We start from the raw sequence: 19,309 nt of genomic DNA, 5'->3' as shown, positions 1-19,309 counted from the left end.
TAATTATTTTATATTTATTATTTAATATTTGTTTTATATTTATTATACTTTTATTTAATTATGAATTTTAATTTATAATGGAATAAAAATCTTTTGAAAAAAGGTTATATAAAGTATATAATCGTTGTAAGAAATTCTTTGAGGAGGTTTTTATGATTACTTTATCTTATGGTCAGGTATACAATAAAATAATTAGAAAACTTACTAGTACAAAATGGCTTCAAAAATGGAACATAAATAAACTTTTTATAGATAAACATATTAAAAATAAAGAGTTTATTGATAAACTAAAAGTTATTATAGAAACTAATGATTTCTCCACTGAAGGAACTTTTAATTTATGTAAATGTATGCTTCAGGAAATGGCTGGCTATAATGCTCCTTCTGATTGGATTAACTACATATATCAATATGCTCTTAATAAAACTTTTCCAGAAACTGTTTCTATAGATTTTCTACAGGAACTAGATTCTACTTGTGAAATATATTTAAGAGTTTTTAAAATTATATGTGAAACTCAAAAAAATTCTAAGGATAAGAGCTGGCAAAGTCTTTATCCAATGAACTTCTTAACTTTAGAAGAGGAAAATGAATTAGAATATCCAGAAGAATACAGAAAATTTGTTAAAGCTTTTAAAGATGATTATATTTATGAAATGATGAAGATAAACGGAGAATTAACGGGTTTCAATACTTTGGATCATGTATGCGGAGTTCATTACCTTTCTCTCTATATTGCTCGACAATTAAAAATTATAGGATTACCTGTAGATCTTGGAAGAGTCTCAGGTGCAGCAGCAGGTCACGATATAGGAAAGTATGGTTGCAAAGGAGCTGAACTTAAAAGAGTTCCACATCTTCATTATTACTATACTGATCAGTGGTTTAAAAAATATGGCATAAATTATATAAGAAATATAGCATTAAATCATTCTACCTGGGATTTAGAGCTTGAAAATTTATCTTTAGAATCCCTGCTTTTAATTTATTCTGATTTTAGAGTTAAAAACGAATTTATAAATAATGTCCCACAAATGAAACTTTTTTCCTTAGAACGTGCCTTTTATATTATTTTAGATAAGCTAGAAAATGTAAATGACGAAAAGTGTAAACGTTACAAAAAGGTTTATTCTAAATTAAAAGATTTTGAGGATTTTATTTTAAATTTAGGAGTTGATATAGAACCTAAACGAAAGTTCAATATTACAAAAAAAGTAGAACAAAACTATGCTCTTCTTCAGGGAGATGATATAGTTCAAAATTTAAAATATTTAGCTGTGAAACATAACATTAATCTTATGCATCATCTTCGCGATGAGTATTCCCTTGAAATTATATTAGAAGCAGCTAGAAGTGAGAATGACTGGAAAAATCTTCGGGAATATATACGAATATTTCAAGAGTACTCTACATATCTTACTCAGAAGCAAAAAATACAAACTATTAAATTTTTATATGAAAATTTAATACATCCTGAAGATGATATAAGAAGACATTGTGCTGAACTAATTGGGAATCTCATTGCTATTTTTGATGAAGACTATAGAAAAGAAATTCCTGAAAATGCACATTTTCAATCTTCTTCCATAAGTAGTATTGATCTGTTAAATGAATATTTAGAGCTTATGTTAAATCCAGGTTATAAAATTATCCCACCCCATAGATTTAATATTGGCTATAGCATTAGTATTATGATAAACTCATTATTTAAAAATTGTAAAAAATCTTTTGAGAATCATTATAAAAAAACTATACTAAACTTCTATAAGGATAATAGCTATAAAAGTACAGAGTGCGAACTATTTTTGCTTGAAACTACAAAATATATACCTTTAGATATTGATAATGACAACATAGAAATAATTTTTAATTATATTTTTTCTAAAATAAAAAAAAGAAACAGTACATTGAGATTAGAATGTTTAGAAACTATTCTATGTTTTATTGAAAAGCTTCCTAAAAATAATTACTTTGTAAAAAAATTAGAACAATATTTTTCTTCTATAAATACTAAAAGTAAAATTCCAGCTGAAAATTTGCTTTTACTTAAAATAAATACTTCACTAAATTTATATAAGAATATAAATTTATTCAAAAACTACTGTGAAATTAACAATAAAACAGTTACTGATATATTTTTAAGTAACTTAAAGACTGCTACTGATTGGATAAAAAAGAGAAATCATGTGGAACTTTTGTTGCATCATGCGCTTAAAGCTCCTCAATCTAGCAGACTTCATACAGCTATACATTTTTGCAATCTCTTAAAGGTAAGTGCAATTGAAAGTGTAAGAAATTGTGCAGGAAGTGCCATTTTAGAAATTATGTCCTATTTAACTTTAGCAGAAAGAAACGAAGTTGCTGTAGAATTATTAAGAGCTCTTGAAATAGAAGGCAATAAGTTTACAGAATATATACCAAGATATACGGGTCAGGCAATACTATGGCTTCAGCCTAAAGAATTAGATGAAATTATAGATGATTCTGTAATTAAAATTAAAACTGCTAACTCCAATTTAAAATCTCTCACATTAAAAACTATTGGTATTGCTATATCAAATTATGATGTATATAAAGATCGTTTTTATGAAAACAAAAGTCTTTATCTTGAAAGATTGAATAAAATGCTTGGAATCCTTTTAAATGGTCTTGGAACCTATGATCCACAGGTTAAACAATCTGCATTTAGTGTTATAGGAAAATATATTTTTGGTAGTCCTTTTATGAATTTAGAAAGAAAAGAATTTATATTCAAACTTATTGCAAAAAAAGTTCTTACAATGATTACGGGAAATGATAGACATGAACTATTATTTCTAACAAGGTCTGCTGGGTTAAATCATATTTATAGATTTATATCTGATTTTACTTTTTCTAAAGGAAATATAAATATTCCTATTGCTCCTAAAGTGGCTTTTTTTCCTGGAACATTTGATCCTTTTTCATTAAGTCATATTGAAATAGCAACGTATATAAGAGATTTAGGTTTTGAAGTCTATCTAGCAATAGATGAATTTTCTTGGTCTAAAAAAACACTTCCAAGCCTTTTAAGAGGAAATTTAGTCAGTATTTCTATATCCTCTGAACTAAATATATATATGTATCCCGACATATACCCTACTAATATAGCTAATGAAGATGATTTGAAAGTTTTAAAGAGTAATTTCCCAAATTCTAATATATATATATGTATAGGTAGTGATGTACTTCTTAATGCTTCTAGCTATAAGCTTCCTAAAACTGAAAACTCCATACAAACTTTTTCTCATATAATATTTGAAAGAGGGAAAAATCCTAAATTCAATGATGCAATTAAATGTATTGATGGTGATGTATTGGTTTTAAGCCTTTCATCTAAATATTCGGAAATAAGTTCTACACAAATACGAAACTATATAGATGAAAATAGAGATATATCCAGTCTTGTAGATCCTATGGCTGAACAGTATATATACAATAATGGTTTTTATCAAAGAGAATCTCAAGATAAATCTTCATTCAAATCATTATGGTTAGATACTGAAATAATAGAAGAATTTAATAAAGATATAATAGATAAGATATGTTCATGTATACCTAATGGTCATGAGAACTTAAAAAATATATTAATGGATATATCACTTAAACCATCTGCTAAAATAGTGCTACTTAAAAACACTATTACAAACGAAATACTAGGGTTTTCGGTGCTTCACTGGATTCGATCTGCCATGCTTTATGACGAATTTAAAAATTCTCAAGTATCACAATATATACGTGAAAAAAGTGCAGGTAGAATTATTTTAATTAGCGGTATATTTATAAATACTATTGATAAAAATAAGCAGCTGGAGCAAATTCTTTTGACACAAACTTTATCTGCATGTATAGCTACAGATTATGAATATGCTATTTATAAAAATATGCTTGATAAGGAACTTTCTTGTGAAGATATTTGTGATTTATTAAAATATTATGGATTTGTAAAAGTTCCTCATTGTGATGATAATAATCCTGTTTATGCCGTAAACATGAGTACTCCGTGTATATTAAACCTAGATATACAAAACATAATAAAAAATCCTTTTAGAACCAATCCTAAAGTTAAAAATGTACTTGGCCAATGCAGGAAAAGGCTTATGGAATCTGTTACTAAACTTTATCCTGGAGAATTAGTTCTTCCCTTTGATGTAAACTTTGTATATCAATGTATGATAAGAAAAATTTGCAAAGAAAACCTAGTGCCTACACAAAACTTAATACCAAGAAAACTTGGCAGCGCTATGTGCGTTCCTTATGGAGATATACTCGAAAGATATGTTATACCTAATACTGTTACAAAAGCTCTTCATACAGAAAAGCTATTTTATCCTAATATGAAAAACTTTAGAATTGGAGAATTTCCCCACTATCTAAATTTAAAAACTCAAGTGAAAATGATTAAATCCTTTAAAAAGTCGATAATATTAGTTGATAATTTATTGCATAAAGGCTACAGAATGAAAGCTTTAGATCCTATTTTTAAAGGTGAAGATATAAAAGTTCAAAAAATTATTGTAGGAGTATTATCTGGTAGAGGGAAAGATCTTATGGATATGCAAAATAGAGATGTAGAAAGTGTTTATTTTATACCACGACTTAAATTATGGTTTAGTGAAAATTCTTTGTATCCATTTATAGGTGGTGATGCTATGTGGCGAGGTATTTATCCTGAGAGAAATCTTCTTCCATCTATAAATTTAATTTTACCATATACCTATCCTACATTTATAAGAGATACTTCAAAAGCTGCTATCTTTAATTTGTCTAAAACTTCTATTGAAAATTCTATCTCTATATTAGAAGTTTTAGAAGATGAATATCATATTTTACATGAAAAGAATCTAACTTTATCATCTTTAGGTCAAGTTTTTACTACACCAAGATGTCCAGATCATGGTGCAAACGTAGATTACAACTTAAATCTAAGTCCATCTAGTTATTTGAAAAATGATTTAGAATTACTACTTAGAATGAATCTTGCCTTTGATGACTAATTTATAGAGCTATAAAAATAATAGATGGTACACATAATTTGTAGTACTTAATCTATTATTTTTTGAATACTTGATTATATTAAAAGGAGTGTTTTTTTATGAATTCGGACTTATTTTATTATGTTTTAAATGATAATTTACTTATATCAAATAAACCTTATGATTTAAATGAAGCTTCTGAAAATTATGTTCTTGCATATGAAGGGCCAATATTTGCTTTAAATAAAATAGATTCTCAAGAAGCTCGAAGAAGCTTTTGTGTTACATCCTTAGAAAACTTATTTATGAAAGAAGAAAATCTAAATATACTTAAAAAATTTAATTCCAACAAATCAAATTTGCCATCATTTCTTTTAGATGCTATAAAAGAAAGAAAAGTTATATCATTAAATACAGCTTATGATAATTGGAAAGAATGTTTAAATGAATATTTTCCTGTTATGAAAGAAAATAAACACTTTAAAAAGTGGAGTGTAACTGTAGTAGGGTTAGGTGATGTAGGAGGAACTTTAATTACGGGATTACGACTTTTAGGTGCTGATTGTATATCTCAAATTAACATATACGATAAAGATATAAATAAAGTTAAAAGATGGTGCTTTGAGTGCAATCAAATACTCTCACCTGATCCAAGTATTTTTTATCCTACTGTAATTTCAGCGAAGGAAGAAGATTTGTTCAACTGTAACATGTTCATTTTCTGTGTTTCTGTAGGAGTTCCCAAAGTTGGAAATGAATCTTCTGATGTAAGATTAGCTCAGTTTGAAGGTAATTCTAAAATAGTAAGCCTATATGCTAAAATGGCTAAAGAAAAAAATTTTAAAGGAATATTTTCTGTAGTATCTGATCCTGTAGATTTGCTTTGTAAAGTTGCATTAAATGAACACCTACTTCCTGAACAAATTAGAGGATATGGTCTTGGAGTTATGAACGCCAGAGCTTCTTATTATGCGTCTCAAAATGACAACTGTATTCAATACTTAAAAGAAGGTAGAGCTTTTGGTCCTCATGGAGAACATCTTGTTATTGCCGATAGTATAAATAACTATAATGAAGAAGCTTCCAAATATCTAACTGAAAAAACCATAAAATCAAACTTAGAAGTTCGGTCTTTAGGTTTTAAACCTTATATAGCCCCTGCCCTATCTTCTGGTGCTCTTTCAATTATTGCTACTATTAAAAGTGAGTGGCATTATAGTGCTACCTTTATAGGCGGTGCGTTTATGGGATGTAGAAACAGATTACTTACTTCTGGTATAGAGCTTGAAGGCTATAAAAACATGCCTTCTAAACTTTTTGACAGGCTTGAAAAAACTTATAATGAATTACTTTCTTTTAAATATTAAGAAATTACTATCAATATACAACTTGAAAATCTTAATTTCCCTATAAAATTAGACTTCAATATTGATCAAAGCAAATATAAAATTAATTATTACTTTGCTTTAATAAGTATGCATAATGGTTTTGTTTTAGCATAAGTTTTATCAAGTGATTCTTAGAAGAACTTATTCAGGAGGCTTAATTATGGAGATTTTATACGTTGTATCACCAAATGATGATCTATCAGATAGACTTAAATATATGACTGAAAATTTTATAAAAAATTTTGATTCTGTAAAATATATAAAAAAATTCACTCCTTCTTTAAACTTAAAAAACAAAAAACTATTGTTTTTACTTCAATTGGACGTAAATGGTTTTGATTTACCTATGCTTAATTTTTTAAAAGAACTAAGTTGCAGTGATAAAAATGCACTTGAAAATTCAACAGGTGCATTACTTGTAAACAGCATTTCAGAACTTGGAACTAAAAGATCTACTCAAGATACCATATTTATAGCAAATAATCTAGGATGCAGATTTTTAGGGCATCCTATAATTGAAGCTACTAAAAGTTTAAAAAATTTTATAAATTGGCAGAAAAATATTGATCTTTCTTTAGAGGAAATTTGTTTTAAGTTATCCTATAATCTTGGGAAAAGACTTTCAGAATATGAAAATCCTTTATCAATAATAGAAATCCAGAAAAAAATTACAGTTTTATACTCATCTACTCATAAATTTTCTAACACTTTAGATTTATGGCATATGGTATCTAAACATTTAAATAATTTTTCCATAAGGGAAATACACATTGAAAATGGTAAAATACTAGATTGTAAAGGTTGTTCATATAAGTTATGCCTACATTATGGAAAACAAAATAAATGCTTTTATGGTGGTTTTATGGTAGATAATGTACTCCCTGCTATAGAAGAATCTGATGCAGTAGTATGGCTTTGTCCTAATTATAATGATGCTATTGCTGCTAATTTAACTGCAGTAATAAATAGAATTACAGTATTGTATAATAAAATAAGCTTTTACAATAAATCCATGTTTGGTGTTATTGTATCTGGAAATTCAGGTAGTGATTCTGTAGCTAAACAACTTATAGGTGCACTTAACATAAATAAGGGGTTCAAATTATCTCCTCATGCTATAATTACCGAAACTGCTAATAATCCTAAATCCATATTTAAAGTAGAAAATATAGAATTTAAAGCAAAAGACTTTGCCAAACATATAATTACAGGAGTATAATGATATATACATCAAATTTTAACAAGTAGGTGATTTCATTGTACACAAAAGGAGACTTTCATTTACACACTACTGCTTCCGATGGGAAATTTTCTCCTAAAGAGTTAGTTGCCATGGCAAAAAAAGAAAACATAGACATAATGTCAATTACAGATCATGATACTATACATGGAATCGATGAAGCAGTACAGGAAGGAAAAAGACTTGGAATTAAAGTTGTTCCCGGTATAGAACTCTCTACCTTATATAGGGAAGAAAATGTTCACATTCTAGGATATTTTAATGATACTTCAAAAATAGGATGTGAACTAAAGAACTATTTAAAAGGCATGCATGAATATAGAACTTATAGAGGCAAGAAAATAGTAGAAAATTTAGATAGAATTTTTAATATAAAGTTAAATTATGAAAAAATATTGAATGATGCTGAAGGTATTATAGCAAGACCTCATATTGCTAAAGCTATAATATCTGCTGGGTATAAATATCCCTGGGATTATATTTTTACAAATTTTATAGGTGAAAATAGTCCTGCTTATGTTCCAAATAGAAAGTTAGATACTAAAGATGGTATAAAACTTTTAAAAAAGAATAATGCTTTAGTAGTTCTTGCTCATCCCGTTTTAATAAAAAATATAGATATTACGGAGATTTTAAATATGCCTTTTGATGGGATTGAAGCTATTTATTCTATGAATAGCGCTAATGACACGAAAATATTTAAAACTTTATCTGAAAAACATAATAAAATAATTACAGCTGGTTCTGATTTTCATGGTATAACCAAGGAGGATTCAAAACATCCTTTAAAAATAGGTCAAGTTTCTTTAGACGAGAAAAATATAAAAATATTTTTAGAAAAGCTTAAAGAGGTATAATGTAAGCATAGAACGAAACCGCTATTTAGCGGTTTCGTTCTATTTTTATATTATGAAAGCTAAGTTAATAATACTTCCATCTGTTTCTAAAAAATTATATTTCTATATTTCTACAAGTTTATATTCCTTACTTCCTAAGCCTATCTTTTCTGCATAATCAAGAGTATATTTCCCTCTTCTGAATACACGCCTCCCATTAACTTTGTCAAGTACATCAAGACAAGCCTGATCTATAGCAACCGGATCAGTAGATGCAAATACTCCTATATCCTTTGCCACAGGTTTCATACTGTGACCATCACAATCACAATTCCTTGTTATATTAAATGCAAAGGTTATGTAAATGTTATTCTTATCCTTTGAAGCTGCATAGGCATATTCAGCAAGCCTTTCATTAAAACTTTTTGAAAGTGATGCCAGCCAACTATTTGAAACTGCTCCAAAATTACAAGTTGTCATACAAGCAGCACAACCAACACATTTATCTTTATTGATCTTAGCTTTTGCTCCCATAACAATTGCTTTTTCAGGACAATTCTTGGCACATGATCCACAGCCTTTACATTTGAAATAGCTTATTTTAGGTATGGAATTAGCATGTTGAGCAAGCTTTCCACCTCTTGAAGCACATCCCATGCCCAGCTGCTTAATTGCTCCTCCAAAACCAGCTAAGGCATGTCCTTTGAAGTGACTTATAATCATAACTTGTTTTTGTTTTGCAATTTCCGCACCTATTTTACACTTTTTAAAATTCTTTTTATTTATTTCTACCTCTTCATAATTTTCTCCATGATCACCATCTGCAATTACAATAGGTAATTGAGTAAATCCATGTTCTCCAGCAAGCTTAATATGATTTTTTGACGTAGTTCTCTCCCCTCTATAAAGAACATTTGTCTCCATATAAGCACTTCTTATTTCTCTTTCCTTAAAATATTCTAATATGCCTTCAAAATTTTTGGATTCTATATATGTCTTATTGCCCTTTTCACCAAAATGAACCTTTAGTGGTATATACTTTTCCAGTGTAATACTTTCCTCCTCCACCAAGCGATTCAAAAGCATCTTTGTTGATTCATTTATATCTTGTGTTTTCAAATATGAATCTATAGCCTTAAAATATACCTTTTTCATAAAAAATCTCTCCTTTTAAATTTTCATCATTGAATATTCAACTATAATTATTTATTTTATCCTCTTTTATAAAATAACTCTTCTAATTTTATATTAGGATTAATATATCTTTTTTTATTTATAGTTCTTGAATTAAAATAAATTGCTTTTTTAGGACAATGCTGCACACATGCCATACAATCTTCACATCTATTTGACCATATAGGTATGTGATTTTCCAATTTAATATTTCCAGCAGGACAAGTTTTTTCACATATCCCACAACTTATACAAAAATTGTTTATTTTAAAACTTTTGCCTATTGATTTTAATCTACTCTTCCAAATAGTATATACAACTGATGAGATTGATTTAAGAATAAATCCTTCACTTTCTCTATAAACTTGTTTATTTGAAACTTTATTTGCAATTAAATATATATGTTTTTCTGCTTTTTGAAATACTTTAGGAAGAGTTTTTTCCTTAGGAGCTTCAGCCCATTTGATATAACTATCTGGAAAGGTTATGTATTCCCCATAGTTTATTTTAATATTTTTTTTATTCAGTAATGTATCAATATCATGAAATATTCGCCCCTTCGTAATAGCTCTTGTTACAATTGAAAAAATGTAACTATCCTTTGAAATTTCCAAGTTTGAAATAAATTCTTTTACCATATTTGGCATGCTCATAAAATATAAAGGTATTATAAAACCAACTCTTTCATAGTTATAATATTTATATTGATTGTTATAAATAGCTTCTGGTATTGATACTAATTTTGTATTTCCAATAATTTCAGCCAATTTTTTTGCTGCATAAAGAGAGTTTCCTGATTGACTAAAATAAAATATAATTGTTTTCTTGTTCATTTTATAACCCTCCTATCAGCTTTTATTTATCTTCATTATATTAAAAAATAATCTTAAAACACTTTTAGAGCCGCTAAGTACTTTTATATTTTGACAACTATCAAAGCATCGTTTAAAAATAAAAGAGATTTATTTTTTTTCATCTCTTTTAATTGTTAATATACTACAAATCTCATTTAACAATTCTTCGTTTGCTCTTGCCACTAAAAATTTACCTTTTTTTTCTGTAAAAATTAAATTTGCGTTGCTTAATTCCTTTAAATGATGTGAAATAGTAGGTGCACCTATATTTAATTTACTGATAACATCATTTATAAAGCATTCACAATTTGTATCAAAACTTTTTTCAGCACTCCTTAATATCTGAAAATATAATTCCAATCTATTTTCATTAGAAAGAGCTTTAAATATTTTTGCTAATTCTTTTGTATCCATAATTGCTCCTAACACTTTGATAAATATCGAATTATTAATATAAGTTTACACTATTTAAATTTCTAAGTCAATAACTATAACTATCTATAAAATATCAAATGCAAAGTACCCTATAAAGCAAACACTTTCGATTATCTACTCTATAAGGTACTTTTTAAGTTTTTAATGGAGTTTTTTACTATCTAGCATAAATTAACAAGTTGAACTTTGTATACTACTATTATAATTTGTCCTGGCACCATTGTATTCAAGTTAAATCCAGCTGATGGATTATAGTCTGTATATGATATTCCATTAATAGTTACTGATCCTAATACAAATGTTGAGTTACGAGGAATTGGATCTAAAAATACAATATTAGTTGCATTAATATTACCTATATTTACAATTTTAATTGTATAGGTTAATTGCTCACCTATTGTTGCATATTGTTTGTTTACAACCTTGGTTACACTCAAATTTCCATATGCTATATTGGTTGTTACAGTATTTGAATAGATTGTTTCAGTGTATACTGGTTGTTTTGGATCTATTAAGAATTCAAATGTTATGGCAGCTTGATTTGTTACTTGGTTTGTATCTGGTACTGATACTACTGTTGCAATAAATGTTACTGTCACAACATTACCTATTCCTATATCTCCTATAGTGAATCCAACTGTTGGATCATAGTTTGGTTTGCTTATATTGTCAATTTTTACACTGCCAGCTTTAAATGTTGTGCCTTTTGATGGAGTATCCTGGAAAAATACGTTGCTGTCAATAACATTTCCCACATTGGTTAATGTTACTGTATAAATTAGTTCGTCTCCTATAGTAGCTATTGATTTGTTTACAATTTTAACAGCATTTATCTTTCCTAAAACTACATTAGTTATTACAGTATTGCTTGCCTGATTTTTAATTATTGTTGATCCATTAGGGTCTACCTTGTAACTAAATTGAATCAAGGAACTGTTTGTCACATATGCTGGTGTTGGCAATTCATTTATTTTTGCATTAAATTCAATGATAACTGACTGACCTGGAGCCAAATTTGACAATTCAAAGCCATTTGTTGGATCTAGGGATGGATATACTACTCCATTTATACTTACTGTTCCAGATATATAAGTCAATTCTGATTGCATTGCATCTGTAAAAAATAAATCACTTACAATTACATTACCTGTATTAGTTATAGTTGAAGTATAAGTTATTGTATCATTAACTTTAGCATACATCTTATCCACTGTTTTAGTGTTAGATAAACTGCCTAAATTTATATTAGTAGTAACAGTATTGGAATTTGCAGTTATTGGATAAGTTGAACCTGTAGGATCTACATGATAAATACCATTTACTGCAGCATAGTTCGTTACTTGTGGTGGTGATGGCAGTGTTGTTACTGCAGCTTGAAATTTTATTAAAGTAGTGGCTCCTGCTAGAAGATTATTTGGTAGATTAAATCCCATTACAGGATTATAATTTGAATAACTAACTCCATCTATTAATACACTTCCTGATTTAAATACTGCACCATTAGATAAGAAATCTGTAAAAAATAATTGAGATATGGCTGTATTTCCTGCATTCTTAACCAATACACTGTAATTTAGGACCTCCTGTAGTGCTTCATATAATTTATCAACTGTCTTTGCAGCAGTTAAATTAGGCATTATTATCATAGTAGACACTGTATTAGATTGAGTAGATTTAGTGTAATATTGCCCATTAGGATCTATCTTATATGAAAATGTTCCTTCTGCATAATTTAGTAATGTTTGATTATTAGGTGAATCTATAACTGTAACTGTAAATATTATTGTAACATGATCTAATGACTCTATATTTCCTAAACTAAATCCCGAATTTGGATTATAATCTGGATGTGTTGTACCATTAACTTTTACAGATCCTTCATTAAATGTTACATCAGCTTGTAATTCATCTGTGAATATTACATTATCTTCTCGTATATTACCAGTGTTTGTTAAAACAACAGTATAAGTCAATATATCTCCTGCTGCAGCATATACCTTATCTACGCTCTTATTAACAGTTATTGAGCCCACATTTATTTGCGTAGTTACTGTATTAGAATTAACTTGTACTGCTATATCATTGCCACTTGGGTCTATACGATAGTAGAAAACAATATTAGCTGTATTACTTATTAATGAAGGTGTTGGTAGTGAAGTTACCTTAGTATCGAATTCAACGACTACAGTATCTCCAGATATTATATTACCTAATGTGAAACTTGCATAAGGATTGTAATTTGAATAAGCTGTTCCATTTATAGTCACTGATTCTGGTACAAAGGTTAATCCATTTGGAATAACATCCCTAAAGTTTACATTCTTAATAGTTGTATTTCCGGTATTTATCACATTCACTGTATAAGTTATAACATCATCTATTGTTGCATAAGCTTTACTAACTGATTTTATTGCTGTTAATGCTCCTACATTTATTACCGTTGTTACTGTATTAGTTTTTCCTTCTTTTACAACTGGTGGATTAGATGGATCTATATAATACTTGTAATTATCTATCGCATAGTTGTCTATAGTATAATTTTTTGGCAATGTCTTTACTGTTACTGCAAATGTTACTACAGTATTTCCATGTCCTTTTATATTCCCCAAATTAAATCCATTATTCGGATTATAATCCGAATAAGTTAAATCATCAATTTTTACAGATCCAGTTACAAAAGAAGCATCTGATTGAATTATATCTTTGAAGAATACATCAATACAATAAGCATTGCCAGTATTATTTATAGTTATTGTATAATTCAAAGTATTTTCTATTGTTGCATATAATTTGTCTACGGCTTTTGCAGCTGTTAAATTACCTAACTTAATAAGAGTTGTAACCTTATTAGAAGTAATTGTAGTTGTAACAGAGTCATCTGTTTGTGTCAACCTATAACTAAAGCTTACATCTGCAGTATTTTCAACATTACCATTTTGTGGCAATGAGTCAACATGAATATTAAAACCTACTACATGATATTGATTTGGTGTTAAATCGGTTAAAGTAAATCCAGTATCAGGATTAAAATCTAATTGAGAGTTTCCATCTACCACTACTGTTCCACTATTAAAAGAAGTTGATGCTGGTATTAAATCTTTAAAACTTAAATTTGTTGCATTTACTGAGCCTGTATTTTTTATCATTATTGTATAAGCTATATTGTCTCCAACTGTAGCATATAACTTATCTACAGATTTAGTAATTGTTAATTCACCTACTGCAATATAGGTTTGAGTAGTATTAGTATTGATATTAGCAGTTACAACTTCTGTTCCTACAGTATAATCATAATTTATGGCAGTATAGTTATATACTATATTATACTCTGGTCTTTTAGCTACTTTAGCTGCAAAAGTTACTGTTGTAGTTGAACCTGCTGTTATATCATCAAGATTAAATCCATTATTAGGATTATATCCAATTTTTTGAGCACCATTTATATATACTGAATCTGTAACAAAGGATATATTAGTATCCAGTACATCTTTAAAGACTACATGTTGTACAGAAACATTACCTTCATTTTTTACAGTAACTGTAAAGTTCAATGTGTCCCCTATTTTAGCCAATGATTTATCTACCTCTTTATTAGCAGATACTATAGTATCATAAACATATACTGTAGTCGTATTGGATGTTTTTGTCTTAGCCTTTGGAGTTTCATTAGGATCAACATAATAAGAATAATTTACATCAGCTGAGTTTAATAGCTTACTACCTGATGGCACTGAATTAGTTGTTACTTTAAAACTAACTGTGGTTTCTTGACCTATCAGGATATCGTCTAAGTTAAATCCAGTATTAGGATTATAATTTGGTTTATTAACACCATTTACATATACCGATCCTGAATTAAATGAAGACTCAGCTTGAATTACATCTTTAAAAGATAAGTTCTTCAGTACAGTATTACCTGTATTTGCAATAACAAAATTATAATTTATAATATCAGTCAACCTAACTATACTTCTATCAGCGTCTTTAGTTATTGTTAAATTTCCTAAATTAATATAAGTTGTAACTTCATTACTGTTTGCAGATGCTGTTATATATGAGCCACTTGGATTTATTTTATACTGATAATTTATAACAGATGAATTTATTATATAACTTTCATTTGGTACACTATCCACTGTAACATCAAAAGTTATTGTTACCTTTGAAGCTGCATTTAAGGTTCCTATTGTAAATCCTTTATTAGGATCATAGTCTGTATATGGTGTTCCATCTATTTTTACAGTTCCCAGTACAAAAGTTGTATGTGCTGGTACTACATCTATAAATTCGGTATTTGTTATACTAACATTACTCTTATTATTTATTACAGAAGTATAAGTTAAAGAATCTCCTACTGTTGCATAAGCTTTGCTTACACTCTTAGTATTAATAACTGACATAGAAACTACATTTGTAGTTACTGTATTACTTGTTAAGCTACTATTAATATAAGGTAATGTTGGAGTTAGCTGATATTTAAAATTAATATGAGCAATATTACTAATTTTAGGTGGTTCTAAAACACTAGTTACAGTTGCTTTGAACATTACAACTACGTTTCCACCTGGTAAAACATCATTTATTGCAAATCCTTTATTAGGATTAAAATCTGGTTTACTTACTCCATCCATAATTACAGAACCTTCTACAAATTCAGCTCCATTTGGAACAATATCTGTAAAATAAACATTTGTTAAAGACACTGTACCAGTATTAGTTGCTGTAACAGTATATTGCAATACATCCCTTACTGCTGCATATGATTTATCTACAACCTTAGTTAATGCTGCTGAATAGCTGTTTATAACTGTAGTTACAGTATTGCTTGTTGTAGTATTAGCAATTGTCTGTTTATTTGGATCTACATAATAGCCAAAAGCTACTGTGGCATTATTTTTAATAGTATTAGGAGTTGGTACACTATTTACTATTACTTTAAATTCTACTGTTGCAACCTGCCCAGCCTCCATTTTCCCTAAAGAAAATCCTGTTTGTGGATTATAATCTGTTTTGCTTACTCCATTTACAATTACAGAACCTTGAACAAATGATGCCTCTGATTGAATTATATCTGTAAATAAAGTGTTAATTGCAGCTGTATTACCTGTATTTGTAGCTGTAAATGAATAGGTTAAACTATCTCCTACTAATCCAAATGCTTTATCTACAGTTTTAATCAAACTTACTGCTGCATAAGGAACATAAGTTGCAGTTGTATTTGAATATACAGTCTTAGTTATTATCGGATTATCAGGATTTTGTTTGTAACTAAGAGTGACTTCTGAAGTATTTGATATATATCCAATTGTTGGATTACCTACTATTGAAGTTTTAAATACTATAGTTCTAGTATCTCCAGGAGCCATATTTCCAATTGAAAATTGATTACTTGGATTAAAATCTAATTTATTAACCCCATCAATATATACACTTTGAGGATAAAATGATAAATATGCTCCAATAAAATCTGCAAATTTCATATCATTTAAGGTCACTGTTCCTGTATTTTGTACTGTTGTTGTATAAACAAGTATATCGCCTACTTGAGCATACATTTTATCTACCTTTTTAATTACAGAATACTGTGCTTCATTTATAATGGTTTCAACTGTATTGCTGGACACTGTATTAGTCAGGTTAATTCCATTAGGATCTGGTTTATAACTATATACCAAGCTTGAATTATTGCATATTATATTCGGACTTGGAAGAGTTTTCACTTTAGCCTGGAAAGTAACTTCTATATTATCGCCTGCACATATAGTTCCTATTGTAAAACCTTGGGTAGGATCATATGCTGGATAAGATATACCGTTAATAGCCACTGATCCAGTTACAAAGGATGCTTCAGCTTGTATGCTGTCTAAAAATACAGTATCAGTAGAATTAATATTTCCATTATTACTTACATTTATTGTGTAATATAAAGTACTGCCTATTTCCCCATAAGCTTTATCTACACTTTTAACTACATTCATACATACATAATTAGCTACTGTATCAACTTTATTGGACTCTTTTTCTGTTTCTATAATAGACTCACTTGGGGATATTTGATATTTAAATGGAACCTGTGCTATATTTTCTATCAAATTGGCAGGATTAATACTGTTTACTAAAACTTTATATTCCACAGTTGTAGTTTGCTTAGGATTTATGACATTTTCCAGTGTGAAACCATTAAATGGATCAAGGGCTGCATCTAAAGTCCCATTAATCTTAACACTACCTGTAACAAACGTAGTTCCTGGTATTAAAGGTTCTAATACTTTAACATTAGATGCTGGTAAATTTCCCATATTTGTTAATGAAAGTGTATAGATTACTATTTCCCCTATATTAGGATAGTTATTGTCATTGCATCTTTTACCTATTATATCTATATACTGAACTTGAATAGACACAGCATTACTAACTGCAGTTTTTTCTCTAGAATATCCGTACTGATTATATATATATCCAAAGGTAATAAAACTTACACTATTTATTTTTGTGGATGAAGGCAGTGAATTAACCTTTATCTTAAATAATATTTGAGTACTTTTACCAATCAATAGATCAGGCAAAGAAAAGCCTACACTTGGATCATAATCAGTATATGGTGTTCCATCTATAACCACAGTTTCTTCTACAAAAGAACAACTTGAATTTATTTTATCCTGGAAGAATAAATTTTTAGCAGTTTCCGTACCAACATTACTTATATTTACTGTATAAGTCACTGTTTCACTTATATTTACATTGTTCTTTGAAGCTGATTTTTCAATGTTTAATAATCCATCTTGTACTACTACTTGAATAGTCTTAGTTTTACCAGAGTTAGTAACAGTATCTATTCCTGAAACAAACTGATAACTATAATTTACATTTTGATTTATTAATTCACCAGAAGGAATTTCATTAACCTTAACTGTAAATAACAAGTTCACAATACCTCTGGCACTAATAGTTCCAACATTAATTCCATTAACTATATTTGCTGTAGAATTTTTTACTTCATTAATTACAACAGAACCAGGTATAAATGAAGTTGATGAATCTAATACTGCCGACACTATAACATTATTTGCTTCCACATCTCCATCATTTTTTATATGAATTGCATAAACTAAAGGTTCTCCAACTTCAACATTATATTCTTTATCTCCATCTATATCATAAGCATCTATCATTATTATTATATTAGGTGCTTTTGCCAGTACTTGAACACCTAAAGCCACTAATTGAACTCCATCTCCCGAAGTATTTTCCGTTATTTGACCTGCCAATAATGATTGATTTGTAACTAAAGTATTGGATATATCTACATTAGTTATATCCCATTTGTTTCTTCCACCTAATGTTTGCGTAGGAACAAAGCCATCATGATTAATGGTACCATTAGTACCATTAATGTTTAAAAGTCCATTAACAGAACTTAGTGGATTTGCTGTGTTGATTACCCCTGAAAAAAAACTGTTACCTGGGTTGTTTGGTGCTGTTGTCGGATTAGGATTTGGAGTATTTACAGTATTTCCTATATTACTTAACTGTGCAAAAGATGGTCCTGCATATACAATTTCGTTTCCATTAAGAGGTTCTCCATTAGCAGAAGCCATAAACACATTTGCTTTTAAATTTTCTGTAACTGCACTAGTTGTGAATCCTGTGATAGTTGTCTGCAGAGGGGTTTCTGAAGTTGCTGCCGCTATACCCGAATTATAAATAATTTTTTGAGGTTGAAATGCATTATTTCTATAAATTACTGCTAAAGACCACCCAGCTCTTGAATTGCTTAAGCCTTCACTTGGTACACTTATGGGAACATTAGATACTGTATAATTTCCCGTTAAGGCATCTTGCACGTAAGTTGTTACATCCGCAGCTCTATATCTATCTATACTTCCAGATGCTCCAGTGTAACTATCAGTATATTGAGGAGTTATTTGATAATTCCCTTTTGAAGTTGCAAATGTTATTGCATTATCTTGTACGCTTCTTAGATCTAAGCTTCCCGATACATTACTCTTTACAGTAGAATACCATACAAGCTCAGCATAAAGTATAATACTGCCTTCTAATATATTTAAAACAGCAGAACTTCCTGATTTCATCCAATCTCTTGTAGTTGATCCATCTGGTTTGATAAGATCAGAAGTATTTACAGCTGGAACAGTTGTGCTACCACATACTACCAAAGTATTTCCAGTAGCCACCAGCATTGCCTTATCAATTGCAGAAAAATGATTTGTTAATGCCATTTATATTACCTCCTATTATTGATTGCCTAAAGCTTAGGGGTACTTTTGAAAACCTCAATATATAATATTGATAGTTATTTTCACTTGTTACTATTTTAATTATCTTTTAATATCACATTATATTTAACAGTGAATATAATGTGATGAGG

Annotated in this window: 8 protein-coding genes; 4 read left to right on the top strand and 4 right to left on the bottom strand. The window is 28.8% G+C overall.

The window, feature by feature from the left end:
* The first annotated feature begins 152 nt into the window (after positions 1–152).
* From HBE96_RS08135 to HBE96_RS08120, 4 genes are all read left to right on the top strand, one after another.
* Positions 153–5,015 (top strand): cytidyltransferase, encoded by a 4,863-nt coding sequence (locus HBE96_RS08135; protein WP_169297262.1) that lies wholly within the window; start codon positions 153–155, stop codon positions 5,013–5,015.
* A 98-nt stretch (positions 5,016–5,113) separates the two neighbouring features.
* On the top strand, positions 5,114–6,361 hold the full coding sequence (locus HBE96_RS08130; protein ID WP_169297261.1) for a lactate/malate family dehydrogenase: 1,248 nt from the start codon (positions 5,114–5,116) through the stop codon (positions 6,359–6,361).
* 181 nt (positions 6,362–6,542) lie between these two features.
* Positions 6,543–7,601 carry a flavodoxin family protein gene (locus HBE96_RS08125; RefSeq protein ID WP_169297260.1) on the top strand — a complete coding sequence of 353 codons (1,059 nt, stop codon included), beginning with the start codon at positions 6,543–6,545 and terminating at the stop codon, positions 7,599–7,601.
* A 38-nt stretch (positions 7,602–7,639) separates the two neighbouring features.
* Positions 7,640–8,479 (top strand): PHP domain-containing protein, encoded by an 840-nt coding sequence (locus HBE96_RS08120; protein ID WP_169297259.1) that lies wholly within the window; start codon positions 7,640–7,642, stop codon positions 8,477–8,479.
* A gap of 102 nt (positions 8,480–8,581) precedes the next feature.
* Here HBE96_RS08120 and HBE96_RS08115 read toward each other — a convergent pair whose 3' ends face one another.
* The 4 genes from HBE96_RS08115 to HBE96_RS08100 form a co-directional block, all read right to left on the bottom strand.
* Complete coding sequence (locus tag HBE96_RS08115) at positions 8,582–9,613, bottom strand: DUF362 domain-containing protein (protein WP_206154860.1); 1,032 nt, start codon at positions 9,611–9,613, stop codon at positions 8,582–8,584.
* Positions 9,614–9,669: 56 nt separating this feature from the next.
* The gene (locus tag HBE96_RS08110; RefSeq protein WP_169297258.1) at positions 9,670–10,464 is read right to left on the bottom strand and encodes an EFR1 family ferrodoxin; all 795 of its coding nucleotides are present in this window, start codon (positions 10,462–10,464) and stop codon (positions 9,670–9,672) included.
* A gap of 129 nt (positions 10,465–10,593) precedes the next feature.
* Entirely contained in the window at positions 10,594–10,899 is a 306-nt protein-coding gene (locus tag HBE96_RS08105; RefSeq protein ID WP_169297257.1) for an ArsR/SmtB family transcription factor, read from the bottom strand.
* A 182-nt stretch (positions 10,900–11,081) separates the two neighbouring features.
* Positions 11,082–19,160, bottom strand: coding sequence for a DUF11 domain-containing protein (locus HBE96_RS08100; protein ID WP_169297256.1), 8,079 nt, complete (start codon positions 19,158–19,160; stop codon positions 11,082–11,084).
* Positions 19,161–19,309: the final 149 nt, after the last annotated feature.

It is taken from the genome of Clostridium muellerianum, from assembly GCF_012926525.1.
Taxonomy (GTDB): domain Bacteria; phylum Bacillota; class Clostridia; order Clostridiales; family Clostridiaceae; genus Clostridium_AM; species Clostridium_AM muellerianum.
Note: the sequence above shows the minus strand (reverse complement) of the source record. Positions and strands in the feature narration are given on the sequence as shown.